Origin of the sequence: Streptomyces sp. NBC_00510, assembly GCA_036013505.1 — a bacterium.
GTDB lineage: Bacteria > Actinomycetota > Actinomycetes > Streptomycetales > Streptomycetaceae > Actinacidiphila.
Window position 1 is genome coordinate 1,123,871 of sequence record CP107851.1, and the last position, 20,432, is coordinate 1,144,302.

Below are 20,432 nucleotides of genomic sequence, written 5' to 3' on the forward strand. Positions count from 1 at the left end.
GCGGAACCAGCACCTGCGAACCAGGCGCCCCGCCCCGGCAACACCACGGAATCGCCCCCGCACGACGGGGACCGGCCCACCCGGCCGGACCGTCGTCCGACGCCCCGCACACCGGGGCACAGCAAGGAGACACCAGTCATGAACAAGTGGACGCGCATCATCGCCACCTCCACCGCCTCGGTGGCACTCGCCGGCACCGCCCTGCTCGGAGCCACAGGTTCCGCCTCCGCCGCCCCCCGGCCCGCCGGCCAGGACCGGCACGCCGTGAGCGTCAGCAGCACGGCGTGGGACAGGTCCGCCGACCGCGCCGGGAACGACGACCGGCGCTGGAACGACGAGGTCACCCGCCACCACTACGACTACGGCCACCACCAGGTGCAGTACTGGTACGGGTACGACGGCAAGCTCTACCGGTACGACGGCCACCGCCTGGCCCGCTGGTCCCACGGTCACTGGGTGACCGTCTGGCAGTCCCACGGCCACGGGCCCGTCCGCTGAGGCGCGACCGGATCCGGCACACCCCGCCGGGCCACGCACGCCCCGCCGACAGGCAGGAAGCCACTCCGGTGCCGAGCCGCCCCGTCCTCGCACGGCCCGGCACCGGCACCGGCCCCCGCCTCTCCCCCACCCGTGCCGCCACCGGCACACCGAAAGACCCGGAGAACATCATGCCCATCCCGACGACGAAGTCCGGCGGCCTGCTCAACAACGCCTTCGTGGCGGTACGGCGTCTGCAGCCCCCGGCCACCGCCTCCGGTACCGGACGGCACCGCGGCCGCCCCGCCGGTGAGCGCATCACCTCCATCGGCGTCCGGGGCATGGGCGCCCACCGCCGCCCGCTCGACACCCCCGGCTCCGGTGACACGGCCACCCAGGCCTGAGCACCGCCTGCGCCGTCCGGCCCCCGACCTCACCGACCCGTGCCTGCGCCTGCGCCGGGTCGCCACCGGAGGGAACAACCAACTCCGCTGCCCCGGAGATGAGTTGGCCGCGCGTCCGCCGCGCACACCGCGCGCCCCGGCACCCCTCCATGGAAAACCGCCCCGGCTCCCCGTCCTGACTCCTCCGGACCGGGGAGCCTTCGGCGTGCCGCCGCACACGCGCCGCCGACCCGGCCGGACGGCGCTGCGGCGCGCCATGACGCCCCTGTGACGGCGGCGGCAGGCCGCCCCCTTCGCGGTTCGACTCCCTTTCCACCGATGGCAGTTCGCCGCTCCACATCCAGGCACTTACCAAAAGTTAGCGACTAATCCCCTCTTTGGCCCGCGGGACCCGGGTGCACCACGGTGGAGCCGTGGGACCCGCACCTCGCATCCCCCGGCGACGCGGGCCACCGGGCTCCCCGGCGCCATGACGCCGGGGAGCCGCCCCACGGGGACACGCACACGTCTGACGCACCTGGAACTCACATGGCAACCTTGCTGCACCTCGACTCCTCCCTCCACCCGGGCTCCGGTTCCCGCTCCCGCACCGTCGCGCTGACCTTCCGCGACGCATGGCAGGAGCAGCACCCGGACGGCACCGTCGTCTACCGCGACCTCGCCGCGGACCCGCTCCCCCACCTCGACGTGCACGGCTTCTCCGCCGCCTTCGTCGACGCCCCGTCGCACACCCCCGAACAGGCGGCGGCCTTCGCGGGCCGTCTGGCCCTGATCGAGGAACTGGAGAAGGCCGACGCCGTGCTCCTCGGCGCCCCGATGTACAACTTCACGATCCCGTCGACGCTCAAGAGCTGGATCGACCACGTGCTCATGGTCGGACGCACGACCGGTGACACCTCCAGCGTCAAGGGCGTGCCGGTGACCGTCATCGCCAGCCGCGGCGGCTCCTACGCTCCGGGCACCCCCCGGGAGTCCTCCGAGTACGTCCAGAACTACCTGCGGTCCATCCTCGGCGAGTACATGGGCCTGGACCTGGACTTCATCGTCCCCGAACTGACCGCGGCGGCGTCGAACCCCGCCATGGCCGAGCTCGTCCCGCTGGCCGAGGCCTCGTGGACCCGGGCACTGGAGGACGCGACCACCAAGGCCAAGGAAGTCGCGCAGCGCGTCGCAGCCGCCTGACCCCGGGCCGTGTCCTGCCCGCACCGGGCAGGACACGGCTCCCCCCACCCCCTGCCTGGTACCGGGAGGCATAGGAACAGCGTTCCGTGGCCGGCGCGGCCGCGATGACGCACCCTTGGCCGTGTCCGGCACACCTCGCACGGCCGCGCTCCGCGGTCACCCCCGCCCCGTTCGGAAGACGCCCATGAGCAACCAGACGACCACCCATCGCCACGCCGCCGTTCCCCACGGCCCCGCCGGCCCCGACGCCGCCTCCGGCCCGCTGGAGTCCGGCATCGACGGTTTGGCGCACCTGGTCGACGACCTCGCGCACGCGATGGCCACGACACCGGAGGCCCTCCTCGCCGGCATGTCGGACGACGTGCTGAACGCCCTCTTCCTCCTGCACCTCCAGGAGGGCCCCGGCCGGGCCCCGCGCCCCGGCGGCCCCGGGGAGCCCGAGCGGAACCGGACCACCACGGGAGTAAGGCCTGCCTCGCCTGCCAGCTTTGCTCCATAAATGTACATTTACATCGTGAACGACCGATTGGCGCTCCTCGCCGATGTGGAGAAGGGCATCGGTGAGGGCGAGGTGCTCCGGCTCGCGCTGCAGCACGCGGTCGCCGAGCTGGACGGGCTGGGCGGCGCGGTCCACCTGTGCGGGCCGATGTCGGCGCTGCGCCTGGTGTCCACGGTCGGGCTGTCACCGGGGTACGTACGCCCCTGGGAGATCATCGACCAGGAGAGCCCGGCGGTCCCGGCGCGCGCCGTGCGCCGGCACGGCCGCGTGTGGGCGGCCGACGGATCGGCCGGCGCGGGACGGCCCGGGACGGCGAAGGGATGGCCCGGCACGGGGCTGGCCTCCGTGGCCCTGTCCGACGGGGTGAGCTCGGTGGGGTCGCTGACCGTCGTCACCGGCTCGGCCGGGGAGCCCACCGAGGAGCAGTGGCGGTTCCTCGAGGCGGTGACCGCCTGGGCCCAGGAACGCGTGGACCAGGCGCCGCCCCCGACCCGCCCCACGCACGAGGAACCCAGCGGCAGCCGGCTGCGGCAGGCGCTGAAGGCCGTCGAGGTGGGCACGTGGGACTGGAACATCCGCACCGGCGAACTCGCCTGGGACGACGCGGCCATGGCCGTCTACGGCACCGACCCCTCCGACTTCGTGCCCCGGGTCGAGAGCTGGATGAAGGTCGTCCACCCCGACGACCTGCGGTGGACGCTCGCCACCGCCGAGAGGGCGATCCGGGACCGGGGCGTGTTCGAGGCCGAATACCGGGTGCGCCGCCCCGACGGCAGCTACGGCTGGACCGAGACCCGCGCCAAGGTGGTCCTGGACGACAGGGGCGAGCCGTACCGGATGATCGGAACGGCGTGGGAGAGCAACGAGTCGCGGTCCGCGCGGGACGCGCTGAGCCGCGCCCTGCGGTACATGAGCGACGGCTTCCTCTCCGCGGACGAGGACTGGCGCATCACCTTCGTCAACCTGGAGGCCGAGGACGTACTCGGCTCCTCCGAGGAGGAGCTGTTCGGCCGGGTGCTCTGGACGCTGCCGTCGCTGCGCCAGATCCCCGGCCTGGAGTCGCGCTGCCGGGAGGCCGCGGCCAAGGCGGCGCCCACGAGCTTCGACGTACGGATGCCGGACACGGGCTCCTGCTACCAGGTCCGGCTGGTCCCGCTGCCCGACGGGGTGACGCTCTACTTCACCGACGTCACCGACCGGCGCAGGCACGAGGCCGAGCGCGCCGCCTCCGAGCGGGCGGCGGGCGAACGCGCGACCCGGATCGCCGAACTGACCGCGGCCCTCGCCAAGGCGACGACCTCGCGCGACGTGGTGGACGCCGTCGCCCAGCGGGTCCTGCCGCCGTTCGGCGCCACCGGGCTGCTGGTGCAGGCGCTCGAGGACGGCAGGGCCTACAACGTGGGGTCCGTCGGCTACCCGCAGGCCTTCCTCGACAACCTCCAAGGCCGCCCCCGGGGTGCCAAGGACCCGGTGTGGGACGCCATCTCGACCAGCGGACCGGTGTTCGTCTCCTCGGCCGAGGAGTACGCGGCGCGGTACCCGGCCATGTCCGACCGCCCGCACCTGACCGGGAAGGGGTCCTGGGCCTTCCTGCCGCTGACCGCCTCCGGGCTCACCTTCGGCGTGTGCGTGGTCGCCTTCGACCAGCCGCGGCGCCTGACGGACGAGGAGCGCACCCTGCTGAGCGCCATCAGCGCCCTGGTGGCCCACGCCCTGGAGCGCGCGCGGCTGTACGACGCCGAGCACACCCGCTCCCGGGAACTGCAGAGCGCGCTGCTCCCCCAGGAGCTGCCCGGGCTGCCGTCGTGCACCCTCGCCGCCCGCTACCTGCCGACCGAGCAGGGCGCGGACGTCGGCGGCGACTGGTACGACGTGATCCCGCTGTCCGCCGGCCGGGTCGCCTTCGTCATCGGCGACGTGATGGGCCACGGCCTGTCCGAGGCGGTCACCATGGGACGCCTGCGCACGGCCGTCCACACGCTGGCCGGTCTCGAACTGCCCCCCGACGAGATCATGGGGCACCTCAACGACATCGTCGGCGGACTCGGCGCCGACTCGTACGCCACCTGCCTCTACGTGCTCTACGACTCGACCACCGGCACCTGTTCGGTCACACGCGCCGGGCACCCCCCGCCCGCGGTCGTCCATCCCGACGGGACCGTGCGCTTTCCGAAGGCGGCGCCGAACCCGCCCCTGGGAGCCGCGGAGCAGCCGTTCGAGAGCATCGAGCTGCAGGTCCCCCGGGAGAGCCTGCTCGTGCTGTTCACCGACGGGCTGGTCGAGTCCTCCGAGCGCGAGATCGACGAGGGCCTGGGCGATCTGGCGCGCCTGCTGGCCGACGTGGACGCCGAGGACCTGGGGGCGCTCTGCGACGCCCTCATCTGCGGGCTGCTCCCGGTCGGGCGGACCACCAGTGACGACATCGCGCTCCTCGTCGCCCGCGTCCACGCGCTCGCCCCCGAGCGGATCGCCTGCTGGCCGCTCCCCGAGGACCCGCGGGCGGCGGGGATGGCCCGCGGGCATGTGCGGGAGCAGTTGTCCGCGTGGGGTCTGGAGGAGCTGACGCCGACGACGGAGCTGCTCGCCAGTGAGCTGGTGGGGAACGTCGTCCGCCACGGGAAGGGCCCGATGACGCTACGGCTGCTGCGGGACATCGACCTGGTCTGCGAGGTCTCCGACGACAGCCTGACGATGCCCCGCATCCGCCACGCCTCCGAGACGGACGAGGGGGGCCGGGGCCTCCAGCTCGTCGCCTCCCTGTCCCAGCGGTGGGGCGCCCGCTACACCCCAAACGGCAAGTGCATCTGGACGGCGCAGCAGCTGCCCGACCCCGACGCCTGCGTGCCGCTCCCGGAGCCGTTCGACGTGGACGCCGTTCCGCCCCTCGACTGACCGGCCTTCCAACTTCCCCCGTGGGCGGCGCTGTTGGCGGATAGGTGGCCGCCCGGGCCGGCCCCGCGGAGCATGGTGTGACACGTCTGTGACAGTCGGCGGACGGGGTCATGACGTCGCAGCGCGAAGGTGGTCCATAGAGGGCAAAACGCCCTAATCGGACATCGACCTCCTGCTTCCGAGGGCGTGAGCAGGGACCGCAGCCGCCGAACCGCCGAAGGACACCCCATGAGCTCCGCACCCGCCACGCCCCAGACCGACCCCAGCCCCGACGCCGACACCGCCGGGACCAGCGGCGACGTCCCCGAACTCGCCCCCCGCGAACGCGAGACCCTCCGCCACATCGCCGCGGGCCGCACCTACCTCCAGACCGCCCGCCACATGGGACTGTCCAAGCACACCGTCGACGCCTACCTCCGCCGCATCCGCGCCAAGCTCGGCATCTACAGCACCGCCGAACTCACCCGCACCGCCGTCGCCCTCGGACTGTGACCACGGCGGTCCCGGCAGCCCGAAGGATCAGGAGCGGCCGAAGCCGTTGAGGAACGTGTCCACCACGAGGTCGGCCGCCCGCGGGGGCTCCACGTCGGGAAAGCGATGGGCGACGGTGTCCACCAGCTGGTCGAGGACCGCCCTCACCCACTCCGGGGAGGCGTCGGGGCGCAGATGGCCCTCGTCCGCGGCGCGCCGCAGGAAGGCGTCCAGCCGCGCGCTCTGCTCCGCACGCCGGCGGTCGGCCTCGGGGTCCTGCCGCATCATGCGGCGCGTGTCGACGGGCCACTCACGGCTGACGGGGACGATCCCCTCCACGTAGCGGTGGAGGGCCACACCGACGGGCGCCTCCATGAGCCGCGCCTCGTCGAGGACGCGCTCGGCGGAGTCGAGTTTCGCGTGGAAGACGGCGTTGAGCAGGGCTTCGCGCGTGGCGAAGCGGCGGTGGACGGTCGTCCGGTCCACCCCCGCCGCAGTGGCGATGGCCGACATCGACGTGCCGGGGTCCTCGGCCAGCAGCCGGGCCCCGGTGCGCAGGACCACGGCGAGGTTACGTGCGGCATCGGCTCTCATGATGGCGTCATGGTAACAGCGAGTCGCAGTTAGACGTACATCACCATCACACCCGCTGCATCGGGCATGCATAGTGCTACATTGGTGTTGCAGTTACTTGAAGAGCTTCGACAGTGACCTCGGATCCGCCCCTCGGCCCGAGAGCGCTCGTCGCAGGACAGGAGGAACGTTCCATGGCACGTACGTGGCTGATCACCGGTGGTTCCCAGGGCCTCGGGAAGGCCCTCGCGGTCGCGGCGCTGGAGGCGGGCGACCGGGTCGCGGTGACCTCGCGCAAGCCGGAGGCGCTGGCGGAGCTGGCGGCGGCACACCCCGAGCGGTTCCAGAGCCTCGCGCTGGACGTCACCTCGCCCGCGGAGGCCCGGCAGGTGGTCGCGGCGGTGGTCGAGCGCTTCGGCGGCCTCGACGTCGTGGTCAACAACGCGGGCTACGCGACCAACGGCTCGGTGGAGGACTTCCCGGAGGACGAGTTCCGGGCCCAGATCGAGGCGAACCTCTTCGGGGTCGTCAACGTGACGCGGGCGGCGCTGCCCGTCCTGCGCGGCCGGCGTTCCGGGCACTTCGTGCAGATCTCGTCCATCGGCGGCCGGGTCGGCGGCACGCCCGGCCTCAGCGCGTACCAGACCGCCAAGTTCGCGGTCGCGGGCTTCTCCGAGGTCCTGGCGAACGAGGTGGCCCCGCTCGGCATCAAGGTGACCATCGTGGAGCCGGGCGGCATCCGCACCGGCTGGGCCGCCGGCGCCGCGCTGACCTCGGGCCCGATCGGTGCCGACTACGAGCAGACCGTCGGGCAGTGGCAGGAGCGGTTCGCGGCCTACAGCGGCAACGAGCCCGGCGACCCGGCCCGCATGGCCCGGGCGATCGTCGACGTCGTCGGCGCCGAGGAGCCCCCGCGCCGCCTGCTGCTCGGCAGCGACGCGCTGGAGATCGCACTGGACGCGGAGGAGGCACGTCTGACGGAGGCCAGGACGTGGGCGCACCTCAGCCGCTCCACGGACCACCCGGTCGCTTCCGGCTCCGCGTGACCCCGCACCCGCCTACCCCCGCCCCGGCTTTGCCCTTGCCCTTGCCTTGCCCCCGCAACTGGAAGACGTGACTGATGACCCTTCGCGACAGGCTCTTCATCGGCGGCTCCTGGGTGACCCCCAGCGACCCTGACCTCCTCCTCGAGATCCGCTCCCCCCACGACCAGTCCGTCCTCGGCCGGGTGGCCCAGGCGTCCGACGCGGACGTGGACGCGGCCGTCGCCGCGGCGCGTGAGGCCTTCGACAACGGGCCGTGGCCGCGCACCGACCCCAAGGAGCGGCAGGAGGTGATCCGCCGGGTCAATGCGCTGCGCGAGGCCCGTGCCGACGAGATCGCCGCGACCATATCCGCCGAGAACGGTTCGGCGGGCTGGTTCACCAAGGCCGGCCAGCCGTTCCTGACCCGCCAGGTCGACGCCTACCTCAAGGCCGCCGCCGAACTCGGCTGGGAGGAGGTCCTCGAACCCTCCGACCCCTCGGTGGCCTTCGACACCGTGGCCAGGCGCGAGGCGATCGGCGTGGTCGCCGCGGTCATCCCGTGGAACTCGCCCTTCTCCGCGGCCACGGCCAAGCTGACCCCGGCCCTTCTGGCCGGCAACACCGTGGTGCTGAAGGTCTCCCCGGAGAACTCGCTGAGCATGATGCTGCTGGCGGACCTCTTCCACGAGGCGGGCCTCCCCGAGGGCGTGCTCAGCGTCCTCCCGGCGGACCGGGAGACCAGCGAGCACCTCGTCTCGCACCCGGACGTCGACAAGATCGCCTTCACCGGCTCGACCCGCGCCGGACGGCGCATCGCCTCGATCGCCGGCGAGCAGCTCAAGCGGGTGAGCCTCGAACTGGGCGGCAAGTCCGCGGCCGTCATCCTCGACGACGCCGACCTCCCCGCCGTGATGCAGGGGCTGCGCTTCGGCTCCCTGGCGAACAACGGCGAGGCCTGCATCCTGCAGACCCGGATCCTGGCGCCGCGCAGCCGCTACGAGGAGGTCGTCACGGCCCTGAAGGAGATGGTGGAGTCGCTGAAGGTCGGCGACCCCTCCGAGCCGGACACCTTCATCGGCCCCATGATCCGCCGTGACCAGCAGCAGCGCGTGATCGACTACATCAAGCTGGGCATCGAGGAGGGCGCCCGCCTGGTGACCGGCGGGCCCGAGGTGCCGCGGGGGCTGGAGGAGGGCAACTACGTCACCCCCACCGTCTTCGCCGACGTCGACAACGGCATGCGCATCGCCCGGGAGGAGATCTTCGGCCCCGTGCTGGTCGTGATCGCCTACGACGACGAGGACGACGCGGTGCGGATCGCCAACGACTCCGACTACGGCCTGTCGGGGGGCGTCTGGACCACGAGCCCCGAGCGTGCGCTGGCGGTCGCCCGCCGACTGCGCACCGGGACCGTCACCCTGAACGGCTCCCCGATGAGCTTCGACGGCCCGTTCGGTGGCTACAAGGCCAGCGGCATCGGCCGCGAGTACGGGTCGGTGGGCCTGACCGGCTACGTCGAGCACAAGACGATCACCCGTCGGCGGTGACCGCGGACGGGCCGGGCCCGGGAGGTGTGTGGGGCGCCCCGGGCCCGGCGGTCACCGGTCGCGGCGGCCCGGGTGGGGGTCAGGAGTCGTCGGCGTGGAGGTTCTTGACCTTGATCCAGTCACGGCTGCGGCGACCCGGAAGGTACGTGCTGGTCAACCGCTTCGCCACCACACCGTCGTACCCCTCCTGACGGATGTAGTGCAACGCCTCACTCGCCATCGCCGGCCAGTACGGCGGCACCACCACATGCGGCCCCGACACCCCCAGATCATCCAGCAACGCCCGCCGCGCCGTGTACGGCGAATGCAACACCGGCTCCCCCAAGTGCAGGATGTCGTACACCACCAACTGCGCCGGCATCGCCTCCGCCGCCTCCGCCACCGCCGCCGGATGCCGCAGACTCATCCGCCGCTGCAACCGCTCCACCGACACCCCACCATGCTTCCCCAACGCCACGATCTCCCCGTCCAGCACCCCCACCAGACCCGGCGGCAACAACCCCGGCAACCCCCGCAACTCCGGATACCCCGCCGTCACGTCCTGCCCGATCCCCGACACCAACCGCACCTGACCGTCCCCCGGCAGGTACACCAGCACCCGGGCACCGTTGAACAACGGCTCGAAACCGTACTCCGCCTCGGCCCCCGACCCCGGCAACGGCCCCGCCACCGCCAGCATCGGCGACCACCCGGGCAACTCCGCCCGAGCCACAGAATCCGCAGGAACGCGCGTACTCATATACACCAGCATCCCCCCACACCCCCCGACCGGCGAATTCAGACACCGCACGGCCCGGACGGCACGCGGCCCCTTCCGGCCGGCCCGGCCGGAAGGGGCCCCGCACCACGCGGAGATCAGGCGGGCGCGCCGCTGAACTTCGGGTTCGCGCCGTACTGGTTCTCGGAGGGCTGGCCCTCGGTGCAGAAGAAGACCAGCAGGACGATCGCGCCGACGACCGGGACGAGGGCGATCAGGATCCACCACCCGGACCGCCCGGTGTCGTGCAGGCGGCGGACGGCGACGCCGAGCCCGGGCAGCAGCACCGCGAGCGCGTAGATCGACTGGAGGAAGTTGAAGTCGATCGCGCGCCCGACGAGGACGAGCACGATGCTGATCACCACGTTGAACAGCGCGAACATCCAGTATTCGGTGCGGCGCGCGCGCCCGCCGAAGACGGCGTACTTCTTGAGCACGTCCACGTACCAGTGCATGCGGAACCCCCCAAGGTCGACGAACGGAAGCCCGTCCGGAGCGGCCGGGCAGGCGGAATGTACGGTTTTGTAGTGGGCAGGTCAAGACATGTGACGGCAAATGGCCTTGATCCGTTTCACGGCCTTCGGGTCGTACCGTCCCCATGGCGGTCCGGGAGTCATACACCGCGGTTTTCGGGGTAGACGGGGGCGGAACGGCCGGACCCACCGGCCGGCACGCCCACCCACCGCGGAGGTCCACCGATGTCCCCCCAGCCCCAACCGGGTCGGCCCACGGCGTCCATGACGTTCGACCACATGCTGGAGCGGGTGCGGTACGACGGCGTCTACCCCACCCGGGAACGGGCCGAGGAGGCCGTGCGGGCGGTGCTCGCCGCCCTGGGCCGCCGGCTCATCGGCGACGAACGCGTCGCCCTGGCCGCGTGCCTGCCGGTCGAGGCGGCACTGGTCTTCACCGCCGAGATCCCGGAGATCCGGCCCATCACCTGCGGCGCCTTCGTCGAGGACCTGGCCGCACGCACCGGCGGCAGCACCACCACGGCACGCTGGGACAGCTGCACCGTGCTCGCCGTGGTCGCACGCCTGGCCGGACGCGACCTGACCACGCGCGTCCTGCACCAGTTGCCGTGCGACTACGCCCCGCTGTTCGGCCGCGACGACCTCGTCAGCGCCGCCTGAGCCGGCCGCCGGGAGCGGCTAAAGGTGCCGCATCCACAGGTTGGACTCGGCGTAGACGCCCTGGTCCCGCTCGCGGTCGATCTCCACGAGGTCGAGGGCTCCCGGGACGACGTAACCGCCGGTCCGCGGGAAGGCCATGCCGGCCCACGACTCCCACTCGGCCACGGTGCCGGGGATCACCATGGAACGCGGCGCGGGCGCGAGGACCGTCGCCCCGAGCCTTTGGTGGGTGCGGATCCAGGGGTCCAGATGCAGCCCGTCCGGGCGCGCCCAGCCGGCGAAGTCCTCCATCGCCGCCAGCGGGTAGCGCGCCTTGAGGGTCGGCCGCACCGGTGCGATCACCCGCCGCAGTCCGGCGTCCACGGCGCGGTCGCGCAGCGCGGTGAGCACGGTGCCGGCCAGTCCGCCGCCGAGGCGGTCCGGACGCACGGTCGCGACCATGATGCAGAGGGTGTCGGGCACGACGGAGGCCTCGTGCCCGGTCACCGCGGCGGCCATGGCGCCGTCGTAGCCGTCCGGCAGCGTGCCGACGTCCCCGTCCCAGCGCAACGCCACACCCGCCCCGCCGGCCACCACCTCGCCGCCGTCCAGCAGCAGCACGTCGAACCGCGGGAAGTACGCCAGCGCCCGGCGCCGGTACACGGCCGAGGACGGGGCGTGCAGGATGAACTCCGGCCACCCGCCCCAGAGCGCGTCCTTCGCCTGCTCACGGAGGTCGGGGCGGTCACCGGATGTCACGATCTCTGTCTCGGGCACGCGGGGATCCTAGAGGGATCACGGTGCGCCCGGTATCCCCTCCATTGGCGCCGGTCTCCCCGGCGGGAGGCCGCCGGGGGCCGCCTTGCGCGGGAAGGCAACGCGGTCGCTCACGACTCCCGTGCGGAGGTGTACGTGCCCGCGGGGTCCTGCTCCGGCGTCCGCGGGGCGCCCCCGCCGGACGCCACGATCCTCGACGCGGCCCGTGCGCTCCCGCGCCGGTGCCGGGCGAGGAGCCGGGTGGCGACCAGCGCGGCCGCGCCCGCGGCGACGAGCACGGGGATCGCGACGAGACCGGCCCGGTGCAGCAGTTCCGTGGCGGCCGCGCCGGCGAAGTAGCCGAGCAGCACGTTGCCGACGCCCCAGACCAGCGACGCGGCGCTGCTGTAGGCGAAGAAGCGGCGGTAGGGCATGCCGGACGCCCCCGCGACGAACGGCAGGAAGGTGCGGACGAAACCGACGAACCGGCCGGTGAACACCGCCGCCCCGCCATGGCGCAGCAGGAAGTGCTGGGCGCGTCCGATCCGGCTGTCGGGCCGTATCCGGTGCGGCCACGTGCCCGGGTGACGCTCGCAGTGCCGGCCCAGTGCGAAGCCGAGGCTGTCACCGGCCATGCCGCCGGTGACCACGGCGGCGGCGAGGAGCAGGGGGTCCAGGTCCCCCCGGCCCGCGATGGCGGCCGCCAGGAGGATGACCGTCTCCCCGGGGAGCAGCAGGCCGACGAACGCGCTGGTCTCCCCCGCCGTCACGGCGAACACGACGACGTACGACCACCATCCGGCCGCCTCGATCAGGCCGTCCAGGTGCATGGCCGTCAGCCCGCCTGCCGCAGCGGCGCCGCTTCGGGTGCGCGTCGCGCCCCCCGCCGGTACGGCACGTGGCGTGCGGTGAACCAGGCGAGCACCGGCACGCCCGCGGCCAGCAGGGCGCCCGCCATCGGGTCGTCGGCGGTCGCCACCGCCGCCGCGACCGAGGACAGGGCGATCGCCGCCACGGCGATCCGCGCCCAGACGGCCGGAACGGTGGCGACGACCGCGAGCGCCGTCAGCAGGTACCAGCCCGCCCCCGCGCCGGGCAGCGCGAAGTAGTCCGCCAGGTAGTCACGGGCGGGGGACGCCCCGCGCACCGGCACGCGCCCCATGGACGCGGAGAGGGCGAGCCCGGCCGCGCTCGACAGCAGCAGCGCGACGGCGACGCGGACGTAGACCGCGGGTTGCCGGTGGGACAGCCAGAGCAAGGTCACCGCCATCAGCGGCCAGGGGGCCACGGCGTGGATCCGGTCGAGCACGTGCGCCGCGTCCTGCCCCAGCGCCGTCCAGCCATCTGTCGCGGATGGGGGTGGGTTCACGGCGGTCTCCTGATCAGCCGGGTCCGCGTCGCCACGGCGGCGCGTCGACTTCGTCTTCCGATCAGGGAACCGGACTTGGCTCTCCACTTATTTCCGCCGTGACGCACCTAACACCGCACGGGCCCGGCGGTACGGTCAGCCGAGGCCGCGGCCCTAGCGGCCCGGCGCCCGCAGGCCCTTGGCCTCCGCGTTCCCCAGCAGCGCGCGCTGGGTCTGCATCGGGGTCGGTGCCGCCGGCAACGGGCCGGTGTGGACCGGCCTGCACGCCTCCAGCAGGAACGCCACCAGGCGCCGCCACGCGTGAGGGGCGGCGCCCCGGGTCACCTCGATGACGCCCGCGTTCGCCATGAGGAACAGGAGGACGTCCTCCGGAACGACGTCCTCGCGCAGGGCCCCGGCCTCCTGTGCCCGGCGCACGAGTTCGCCCACGGCGCGGTTCTGGCGCTCACAGGAGCCCGCGGCCACCCGCGAGTTGGGAAGCCTGAGGACGAGCAGGTCGCTGATGCCGCGGTCGGCCGCCATGGCGCCGCACAGCCGCTCGACGAACGTGGTGAAGCCGGTCCACGGGTCCTCGCAGAGCAGCGCCTCCTCGGCGATGGCTCCCACCTGCGTCAGCTCTTCCGCGAAAGCCGCCTCGACCAGCTCCTCGCGGGTCGGGAAGCGCCGGTAGAGCGTGCCGGCGCCGACCCCGGCGCGCTCGGCGACCTCGTCCAACGGCGCGTCCAGACCGCGCTCTTCGAAGATCTGACGCGCGGCCGCCACGATCCGCTGCCGGTTGCGCACGGCGTCCGCGCGCAGTCCCCGTTCTGCGGATCGGGGGCTCTCGGTCGCTGCCATACCCCCAGCCTACCAACCGGAGAACCTCCTCCGGATGGCGTGGCTCAGGACCCGCAGCGGCCCGGGCGATCGCGGTCGTGGGCCTACCGCCCGGCCGCGCCGTCGTCGGAGGACGTGGCCGGCGGGATGGGGAAGTTGCGGTTGAAGACGTTCCCCGGGTCCCACTCGGCCTTGGTCCGGCGCAGCCGCGTCAGGGCCGGCTCGGGGAAGGCGTCCTGGAGGCGGGCCGGGTCGGTGTCCGTCTCGAAGCTCAGGTACATGCCGTCCAAGTGCGGGTACAGGCGGGCCCACTGGGCGTTCATGCGCGGGACGAGGCCCGGCGCGGTGGCGGCGAGCACGGAGAACTCCTGGGTGCGGTGCGGCCAGGCCGTCGCGTCGGCGGGGACGTCGTGCACGGCACCGCCCATCGAGCGGAACTGCATGATGAGGAGGTCGCCGGACTTCATCATCGCCTCGACGGTCTCCGCGGCCTCGCGGGTCATGCGCGTGAGCAGTCCGCTGCGCGTGTCCTCCAGGCCCTGCCCGCGGTGCCGGTTCCCGGGCGGCGCCACGATCGCGTGGTAGGGGGCGAGTTGGGCCTGCTGGTCGAGGACCGGCCCGGTGCCCAGGAACGGGGTGAGGGCCTGCTGCGCCTCGTCGACGTCGTCCCCCGCGTACACCAGGGTGATCCGCGCGGTCACCGGCGCGCCGCGTCGTCCGGGGAAGAGCGACAGGAAGCTGCTGATCTCCCGCGGGGCGGCCTCCACCAGGCGCCCCCATTCCATCAGGAAGTCCGCGGTGTCGGTCGCGTCGACGACGAGCGTGGCGTAGGCGACGTCCTCGACCTCGTAGGCCTCCAACTCGAAGGCCGTGACGACGCCGAAGTTGCCGCCCGCGCCGCGTATCGCCCAGAAGAGGTCGGGGTGGTGCCCGGCGTCGACGCGGAGCTTGCGGCCGTCGGCGACGACGATCTCGGCCGCGGTGACGTGGTCGATGGTGAGGCCGTACTTACGGGCCAGGTAGCCGATGCCGCCCGCCGTGGCGAGCCCGCCGACGCCGACGTCGCCGTAGTCGCCGGAGCTCATGGCCAGTCCGTACGGGGCGAGGGCGCGCGCGACGTCCCCCCATCGCGCGCCGGGCTCGATGCGGACGCGGCCGGTGGGCCGGTCGAGGACCTCGACCGCGTTCATCGCGGAGAGGTCGATGACGACCCCGCCGTCGTTCGTCGAACGGCCGCTGATGCCGTGGCCGCCGCTGCGCACCGCGACGGCGGCGTTCTGGCCGCGCGCGTAGGCGAGCGCCGCCACCACGTCGTCGGCGCTCGCCGCACGGACGACCAGGGCGGGCGATCCGGTGCGGGTGTAGGTGTGGCGCACGTCCTCGTAGCCGCGGTCGCCGGGCTCGACGACCTTGCCGGCCAGGGACTCCGGGACGGCGTCGTAGTCGAGCGTGTCGTGCCGCGCGGCGAGGACGACCGCCGGGCGCCGCGGGGCGGTGCCCGTGCCCGCGGCGGCCCGTTCACGTGCGACGGCCTCGCGCAGGGCGGGCGCCACCTCCTCGCCGAAGGTGCGGATCACGTGCGGGTCGTCCCGGCCGATGAAGAACCCGGAGAAGCCGTGCTCCAGGACGAGGGGGAGCAGTTCCTCGACCCACTGCGACGGCGGGCCCTGGAGGTGGCCGCGCCGCACCGGGGAGAAGTCCACCCGGAAGACGTTGAGCAGGCGCCGGATCTCCCCGGGGTCGCGGCCGGCCGCGAGTGCGGCCTCGTCGATCGTCTTGTTGGCCTCCTCCATCCCCGGGGTCTGCAGGTACTCCAGCGTGGGCAGCCATCCGTCGGCCTTGCGGCCCGTCAGGCGCAGCATCCGCGGCTTGTAGGCGCCGAGCCAGACGCCGATGTCATGGGCGGGGCGCGGGCCGCGCCTCATCCCGGGGACGGTGTGGTGCCGGCCCTGGAAGCGCAGGGGGCCGGGGGCGTCACCGTCCCACACGCCGCGGATGACGTCGAGGGCCTCCTCGAGCGCCTCGGTGCCCTGGCCCGGCGTCAGGCGCCGGCCGCCCATGCCGTGCACGGCGTCGGGGAAGGCGCCCGCGCCGAGGCCGAGTTCGAACCGCCCTCCGGACAGGAGGTCCAGGCTCGCCGCCGTACGGGCGAGCATCGCGGGCGGGCGCAGGGGCAGGTTCGTGACGTTCGCCGAGACGCGCAGCCGGCTCGTCCGCGCCGCGACCCAGGTCATGAGCGTGTAGGTGTCGAGGAAGTCCGGGTTGTAGGGGTGGTCCTGGAACGTCGCGACGTCCAGGCCCGACGCCTCGGTGAGTTCGGCCAGGGCCACGGCCTGCGCGGGGTCGTGGGCGGTCGGGGTGATGAACGTGCCGAGCAGGAGCTCGTGACCGTGGTCGGGCATGACCTCGCCCCTCTAAGTGTGCTGCCGGACAGCTTATCTGTCTCGTAAATAATATATCTTGCAGCACATCTGCGAGCACGCCTATTCCTCTCGACCCTCCCGGGCCGAGAGCGAAAGTGAAGGACGGCGGTACACGAAGACGCCGCCGTCCGAACGGACGGCGGCGGCAGCAGCAGTGGAGCGGGGGCGCCATCACGGCACCCCTGACGGTCAGTTCGCGGGACGCCGCCGTCCGCGGCGCGGTGCGCGCGGCGACTCCTCGGCGATGCCGAACTCGACGACCACCTGGCAGGGGTCGACCATCGGGTCGTGCCCGGTCACATGACGGGCGAGGGTGCACAGCATGCCGCGGAACGCCGCCCGCGACTCCTCCGGCAGCACGCCGAGCAGCTGCTGCTCGACCAGGCCGACCCGGGCGCGCAACTCCTCCCAGTGTTCGGCGCCGCGCTCGGTGGCGAACACGTGCCGGCTCCTGCGGTCGGCGGGGTCGGGCCTGCGCTCCACCAGACCGGCCGCCTCCAGGTCGTCCAGGAGGTAGGTCATGACCGTCCGGTCGACCCCGAGGCGTTCGGCGAGGGACTTCTGGCTGCCCGCCTCACCCGAGACGGCGGCCGCGAGCACGAAGTAGCCGCGGGGGCCCCCGGGGATGTTACCGACAGCGGCGTCGACCGCCTTCGCGTAGGCGCGGAAGACCGCGCCGATGGCGAAGCCGAAGTCGTCGTCCAGCCCGGACGGTCCGCTCTCCGGGGCCTCCGCACCGAGGCTGCGCTGTGAAGTCACGAGGACACCCTAATTCACCTCGGTACCGCATATCGTCTGCTTGACAGACTATCTTGTCGGCATAAGATCTCGTTGGCATCTTTCTCCGGGACCCCAGTGCCGTCCGGCCTCCCGGGGCGCCGGGACCGGCGGAACCCGCACCCGTTCGCAGAGAAGGCCCCATGCCACCCCGTACTCCCCCGCGCCCCCGCGCAGTCCTGGCCGTCGTCCTGCTGGGCGTCTTCACGTTCGCCCTGCTCCAGTCCCTGATCAACCCGGTGCTTCCCCGGCTGCAGGAGGAACTGCGCACCACACAGACGCTCATCACCTGGGTCGTCACCGCCTTCCTCCTGTCGGCGTCCGTCTTCACACCCGTCGTCGGACGCCTCGGCGACCGGTACGGCAAGGACCGGATGCTCGTCGTGGCGCTCGCCGCGCTCGCCGCGGGCTCGCTGCTCTCGGCGGTCGCCACGGACATCACCGTGATGATCGCCGGACGGGCCGTCCAGGGCATCGGCGGCAGCGTCCTGCCGCTCGCCTTCGGGATCATCCGCGACGAGTTGCCAAGGGAGCGGATCCCCGGCGCGATCGGCCTCGCGTCGGCACTGACCGCGGTGGGCGGCGGCATCGGCGTCGTCCTGGCCGGACCGCTCGACGACGCCCTGGGCATCCGGGCGTTGTTCTGGGTCCCCATGGTCCTCACCGCCCTCGCCGCGGTGGCGGCACGGCTCGTGGTGCCGCCCTCGCCCTCCCGGAACGAGGGGTCCGTCAGCTGGGTGTCCGCCCTGCTCATGGCCGGCTGGCTGATCGCGCTGCTCGTACCGCTGACCCAGGCCTCGGCGTGGGGGTGGTCGTCGGGCAGGGTGATCGGCCCCTTGGTCGCGGCCGTCGCGCTCGGCGCGGCCTGGGTCGTGACGGAGAGCCGCTCCGCGAGCCCGCTGGTCGACACGCGTATGCTGCGCGTCCCCGCGGTGTGGACCACCAATCTGGTCTCGCTGATGCTCGGCACGGGCGTCTTCGCCGTGCTCGGCTTCATGCCCGCCTTCCTGCAGAGCCCGCCGGAGAGCGGCTACGGCTTCGGGGCGAGCGTCACCCGGGCCGGGCTGCTCCTGCTGCCGATGACGGTGGCGATGTCCGTCTCCGGTCCGGTGTCGGTGCGGCTGACGCGCCGGCTCGGCGCGCGCACGGTGCTCACCGCCGCGGCCGTGCTCGACGTGGTCGCGCTGGCCGGGCTCGCCTTCCGGCACGACCGTGCGTGGCAGGTGGTGGTCGCGATGGTGCTGCTCGGCACCGCCTTCGGGGGAGCCGTCGCCACGATGTCGAACGTCGTCGTGGCCGCCGTCCGCCCCGAGCAGACGGGAGTGGCGGGCGGTGTCAACGCCAACCTCCGCACCATCGGCGGCGCCCTGGGTGCCGCGCTCATGGGCGGGATCGTCGGCGCCCGCGTCGGCGACGGCGGGCTGCCCGCCGAGTCCGGGTACACCTACGGCTTCGGCGCGCTCGCTCTCGCCGGACTGGGGGCGGTCCTCGCCGCATGGCGTGTGCCCCGTCGGACCGCGGCCGGGCACACGCCCGCGAAGGAGGCGATCCTCGCCCGCTCCTGACGGGACGCCGGCGGCCCCTTCAGCGCTGGTGGACCTCGACGAGCCGGGGGACCTGGGCGGTCAGCCCCTGGTGCACGAAGTCCGTCAGGTCCTGGAGGTCCTCCGCGCGGTGCGCCTCCAGGCCGTAGCCGCGGGCGAGGTCCAGGACACCGATGCCCGCGATGTCCAGGTAGTCGCCCTCCGGGACGTGGAGGAGCTCGGAGAACTCCTCCAGCGCGCGGTACCTGCGGTTGTTGCAGACCACGAAGGTGACCGGCACCCGGTAGCGGGCGGCGGTCCACAGGGCCGAGGTGGTGTACTGCATGGCCCCGTCGCCGATCAGGGCGACGACGGACCGCTCGGGACGTCCGAGCCGCAACCCGATGGCGGCGGGCAGGCCCCAGCCCAGGCCGCCGGCGGCGGGGTAGAACAGCGACTTGGACCGGGTGACGGTGAGCCGGTCGCGCGCCATGTCCGCGGACGTCCACTCGAGGGCGAACACGGTGTCGTCGCTCTTGCCGCACTCGATCGCGTCGAGGATCGCCTCGGCGGTGAACGCCGGCCCGGAGGTGTCCGCCGCCGTGACGGTGCGCTCGGGAGGCCAGGGCCGGTCGGCCGGGGCGGCCGCCTCGGCGAGACGCACCAGCGCGTCGGACGGGTCGCCCACGGCGAGGCGGCCGAAGGGGGCGCGGGCCGCTTCGTCCGGGTCGTCGGTGACCCCGTACACGCTGACGCCCGGCGGCAGGAAGTCGCTGCCGCTGGGCGCGTGGTACCGGAAGACGGGCGCCCCGAAGCAGAGGACGACGTCGTGACCGGAGAGCACCTCCGCGACCGCGCCGACGGCGGACGGCAACTGGCCCTGGTAGCAGCGGTGTCGCGTGGGGAACGGTGCTCGCGGCGGGCTGGGGGCCACCCACACGGGCAGCCGGGCGCGCTCGGCCAGCGCGACCGCCGCGGGGAAGCCGGTCTCGGTGTCGGCTCCCGGGCCGAGGACGAGCACCGGCGACCCGGCGCGGCCCAGCACGCCGGCCAGCGCGTCCAGCACGTGCGGCGCCAACACGGGGCCGCCCTCGACCCCGCGGTCCATGAGGTGGGCCAGGTCGCCTTCTTCGGCGGGCTCGTTCCAGTCGTCCAGCGGTACGGACAGGTAGACCACGCCGCGCGGCGCGGAGGCGGCGAGCATCAGGCCCTTGGAGACCAGTGCCGGGCCGTCCTGCGGCCGCGGCGGTTCGCCGGACCACTTGACCAGCGGGTCGCAGAGTTTGGTCGGGTCGACGTTGGTGAGCATCGCGCCCACAGGGACGTAGCGCCGGGACTGCTGGCCGGCCATGACGACCATCGGGGTGTGGCAGCTCGCCGTGTTGGTCATGCAGCCCATCGCGTTGCCGGTGCCCGAGGCGGCGTGCAGGTTGAGGAAGCCGGTCGTGTCCGATGCCTGGGCGAAGCCGTCGGCCATCGCGATCGCGGCGCCCTCCTGGAGGGCCAGGTAGTAGGGGATGTCCTCGGGCAGTCCGGTGAGGAACGAGAGCTCGTTGGACCCGGGATTGCCGAACACCGCCTTCACCCCGTGATGGCGCAGGATTCGGTAGAAGGCATCACTGACGGTGACCACGGCCGTCCTCTTACGCAAGGTGATGGACCCTGTCCCATGACCGTAGAAGTGCCGCAGGGAATCGGCAAATCGGCACGGCACCGCCATCGCCGGGAGCCGCTCCCGGGCGACCCGCCGGAAACGGGGACGGCGGTCAATTCCGCGTCGACAGGCGCGCATTCATCGCCGCGGAAAGGCCTGTCGCAGGTATGCCCGG

The 20,432-nt window shown here is 73.2% G+C and carries 20 protein-coding genes; 10 read left to right on the forward strand and 10 right to left on the reverse strand.

The genetic code is table 11. The features are described from left to right. Positions 1-138: 138 nt before the first annotated feature. The 6 genes from OG937_04955 (at position 139) to OG937_04980 (ending at position 5,946) form a co-directional block, all read left to right on the forward strand. Positions 139-498, forward strand: coding sequence for a hypothetical protein (locus OG937_04955; protein ID WUD71076.1), 360 nt, complete (start codon positions 139-141; stop codon positions 496-498). Between the two features lie 68 nt (positions 499-566). Continuing rightward, positions 567-881, forward strand: coding sequence for a hypothetical protein (locus OG937_04960; protein WUD71077.1), 315 nt, complete (start codon positions 567-569; stop codon positions 879-881). A 528-nt stretch (positions 882-1,409) separates the two neighbouring features. Further along, the gene (locus OG937_04965; GenBank protein ID WUD71078.1) at positions 1,410-2,063 is read left to right on the forward strand and encodes an NAD(P)H-dependent oxidoreductase; all 654 of its coding nucleotides are present in this window, start codon (positions 1,410-1,412) and stop codon (positions 2,061-2,063) included. Between the two features lie 184 nt (positions 2,064-2,247). Next, entirely contained in the window at positions 2,248-2,562 is a 315-nt protein-coding gene (locus OG937_04970; GenBank protein WUD71079.1) for a hypothetical protein, read from the forward strand. A gap of 15 nt (positions 2,563-2,577) precedes the next feature. Then, positions 2,578-5,454, forward strand: coding sequence for a SpoIIE family protein phosphatase (locus tag OG937_04975; GenBank protein WUD71080.1), 2,877 nt, complete (start codon positions 2,578-2,580; stop codon positions 5,452-5,454). A 228-nt stretch (positions 5,455-5,682) separates the two neighbouring features. Further along, a complete protein-coding gene (locus tag OG937_04980; protein WUD71081.1) occupies positions 5,683-5,946 on the forward strand; it encodes a helix-turn-helix transcriptional regulator in 264 nt (87 codons plus the stop codon). Between the two features lie 27 nt (positions 5,947-5,973). Here OG937_04980 and OG937_04985 read toward each other — a convergent pair whose 3' ends face one another. Next, positions 5,974-6,519 (reverse strand): TetR/AcrR family transcriptional regulator, encoded by a 546-nt coding sequence (locus OG937_04985; GenBank protein WUD71082.1) that lies wholly within the window; start codon positions 6,517-6,519, stop codon positions 5,974-5,976. Between the two features lie 173 nt (positions 6,520-6,692). On the opposite strand from OG937_04985, the gene OG937_04990 reads away from it, so the two are divergent. Together OG937_04990 and OG937_04995 are read left to right on the forward strand one after the other, a co-directional pair. Then, entirely contained in the window at positions 6,693-7,544 is an 852-nt protein-coding gene (locus tag OG937_04990; GenBank protein ID WUD71083.1) for an oxidoreductase, read from the forward strand. A gap of 74 nt (positions 7,545-7,618) precedes the next feature. Then, positions 7,619-9,070, forward strand: coding sequence for an aldehyde dehydrogenase (locus OG937_04995; GenBank protein WUD71084.1), 1,452 nt, complete (start codon positions 7,619-7,621; stop codon positions 9,068-9,070). 79 nt (positions 9,071-9,149) lie between these two features. Here OG937_04995 and OG937_05000 read toward each other — a convergent pair whose 3' ends face one another. Together OG937_05000 and OG937_05005 are read right to left on the reverse strand one after the other, a co-directional pair. Next, positions 9,150-9,749, reverse strand: coding sequence for a hypothetical protein (locus OG937_05000; GenBank protein WUD71085.1), 600 nt, complete (start codon positions 9,747-9,749; stop codon positions 9,150-9,152). A gap of 176 nt (positions 9,750-9,925) precedes the next feature. Next, on the reverse strand, positions 9,926-10,282 hold the full coding sequence (locus OG937_05005; protein WUD71086.1) for a DUF805 domain-containing protein: 357 nt from the start codon (positions 10,280-10,282) through the stop codon (positions 9,926-9,928). A gap of 282 nt (positions 10,283-10,564) precedes the next feature. Between OG937_05005 and OG937_05010 the strand changes: the two genes are divergently transcribed. Beyond that, positions 10,565-10,960 carry a DUF2267 domain-containing protein gene (locus OG937_05010; protein WUD71087.1) on the forward strand — a complete coding sequence of 132 codons (396 nt, stop codon included), beginning with the start codon at positions 10,565-10,567 and terminating at the stop codon, positions 10,958-10,960. An 18-nt stretch (positions 10,961-10,978) separates the two neighbouring features. Here OG937_05010 and OG937_05015 read toward each other — a convergent pair whose 3' ends face one another. The 6 genes from OG937_05015 to OG937_05040 form a co-directional block, all read right to left on the reverse strand. Continuing rightward, positions 10,979-11,716, reverse strand: coding sequence for a hypothetical protein (locus OG937_05015; protein WUD71088.1), 738 nt, complete (start codon positions 11,714-11,716; stop codon positions 10,979-10,981). Positions 11,717-11,826: 110 nt separating this feature from the next. Further along, positions 11,827-12,525 carry a DedA family protein gene (locus tag OG937_05020; GenBank protein WUD71089.1) on the reverse strand — a complete coding sequence of 233 codons (699 nt, stop codon included), beginning with the start codon at positions 12,523-12,525 and terminating at the stop codon, positions 11,827-11,829. Between the two features lie 5 nt (positions 12,526-12,530). Continuing rightward, a complete protein-coding gene (locus OG937_05025; GenBank protein WUD71090.1) occupies positions 12,531-13,064 on the reverse strand; it encodes a hypothetical protein in 534 nt (177 codons plus the stop codon). Between the two features lie 153 nt (positions 13,065-13,217). Next, positions 13,218-13,901, reverse strand: a complete 684-nt coding sequence (locus tag OG937_05030) for a TetR/AcrR family transcriptional regulator (protein ID WUD71091.1) — start codon at positions 13,899-13,901, stop codon at positions 13,218-13,220. Positions 13,902-13,984: 83 nt separating this feature from the next. After that, complete coding sequence (locus OG937_05035) at positions 13,985-16,282, reverse strand: LLM class flavin-dependent oxidoreductase (protein WUD71092.1); 2,298 nt, start codon at positions 16,280-16,282, stop codon at positions 13,985-13,987. 210 nt (positions 16,283-16,492) lie between these two features. Further along, complete coding sequence (locus OG937_05040) at positions 16,493-17,062, reverse strand: MarR family transcriptional regulator (protein WUD71093.1); 570 nt, start codon at positions 17,060-17,062, stop codon at positions 16,493-16,495. A gap of 161 nt (positions 17,063-17,223) precedes the next feature. On the opposite strand from OG937_05040, the gene OG937_05045 reads away from it, so the two are divergent. Further along, positions 17,224-18,645, forward strand: a complete 1,422-nt coding sequence (locus tag OG937_05045; protein WUD71094.1) for an MFS transporter — start codon at positions 17,224-17,226, stop codon at positions 18,643-18,645. A 19-nt stretch (positions 18,646-18,664) separates the two neighbouring features. On the opposite strand, the gene mdlC is transcribed toward OG937_05045, so the two are convergent. After that, positions 18,665-20,254: a benzoylformate decarboxylase gene (gene mdlC, locus OG937_05050; GenBank protein WUD71095.1), complete on the reverse strand. Its 1,590-nt coding sequence runs from the start codon at positions 20,252-20,254 to the stop codon at positions 18,665-18,667. Positions 20,255-20,432 lie beyond the last annotated feature (178 nt).

Excerpts from the sequence above, each read along its gene's own strand:
- OG937_05030 (WUD71091.1), bottom strand. The coding sequence starts at position 13,901 with ATGGCAGCGACCGAGAGCCCCCGATCCGCAGAACGGGGACTGCGCGCG.
- OG937_04965 (WUD71078.1), top strand. The coding sequence starts at position 1,410 with ATGGCAACCTTGCTGCACCTCGACTCCTCCCTCCACCCGGGCTCCGGT.
- OG937_04955 (WUD71076.1), top strand. The coding sequence starts at position 139 with ATGAACAAGTGGACGCGCATCATCGCCACCTCCACCGCCTCGGTGGCA.
- OG937_05000 (WUD71085.1), bottom strand. The coding sequence starts at position 9,749 with ATGCTGGCGGTGGCGGGGCCGTTGCCGGGGTCGGGGGCCGAGGCGGAG.
- OG937_05035 (WUD71092.1), bottom strand. The coding sequence starts at position 16,282 with ATGCCCGACCACGGTCACGAGCTCCTGCTCGGCACGTTCATCACCCCG.
- OG937_04990 (WUD71083.1), top strand. The coding sequence starts at position 6,693 with ATGGCACGTACGTGGCTGATCACCGGTGGTTCCCAGGGCCTCGGGAAG.
- OG937_05005 (WUD71086.1), bottom strand. The coding sequence starts at position 10,282 with ATGCACTGGTACGTGGACGTGCTCAAGAAGTACGCCGTCTTCGGCGGG.
- OG937_05045 (WUD71094.1), top strand. The coding sequence starts at position 17,224 with ATGCCACCCCGTACTCCCCCGCGCCCCCGCGCAGTCCTGGCCGTCGTC.
- OG937_04970 (WUD71079.1), top strand. The coding sequence starts at position 2,248 with ATGAGCAACCAGACGACCACCCATCGCCACGCCGCCGTTCCCCACGGC.
- OG937_05020 (WUD71089.1), bottom strand. The coding sequence starts at position 12,525 with ATGCACCTGGACGGCCTGATCGAGGCGGCCGGATGGTGGTCGTACGTC.
- OG937_04985 (WUD71082.1), bottom strand. The coding sequence starts at position 6,519 with ATGAGAGCCGATGCCGCACGTAACCTCGCCGTGGTCCTGCGCACCGGG.
- OG937_05010 (WUD71087.1), top strand. The coding sequence starts at position 10,565 with ATGACGTTCGACCACATGCTGGAGCGGGTGCGGTACGACGGCGTCTAC.
- OG937_04995 (WUD71084.1), top strand. The coding sequence starts at position 7,619 with ATGACCCTTCGCGACAGGCTCTTCATCGGCGGCTCCTGGGTGACCCCC.
- OG937_04980 (WUD71081.1), top strand. The coding sequence starts at position 5,683 with ATGAGCTCCGCACCCGCCACGCCCCAGACCGACCCCAGCCCCGACGCC.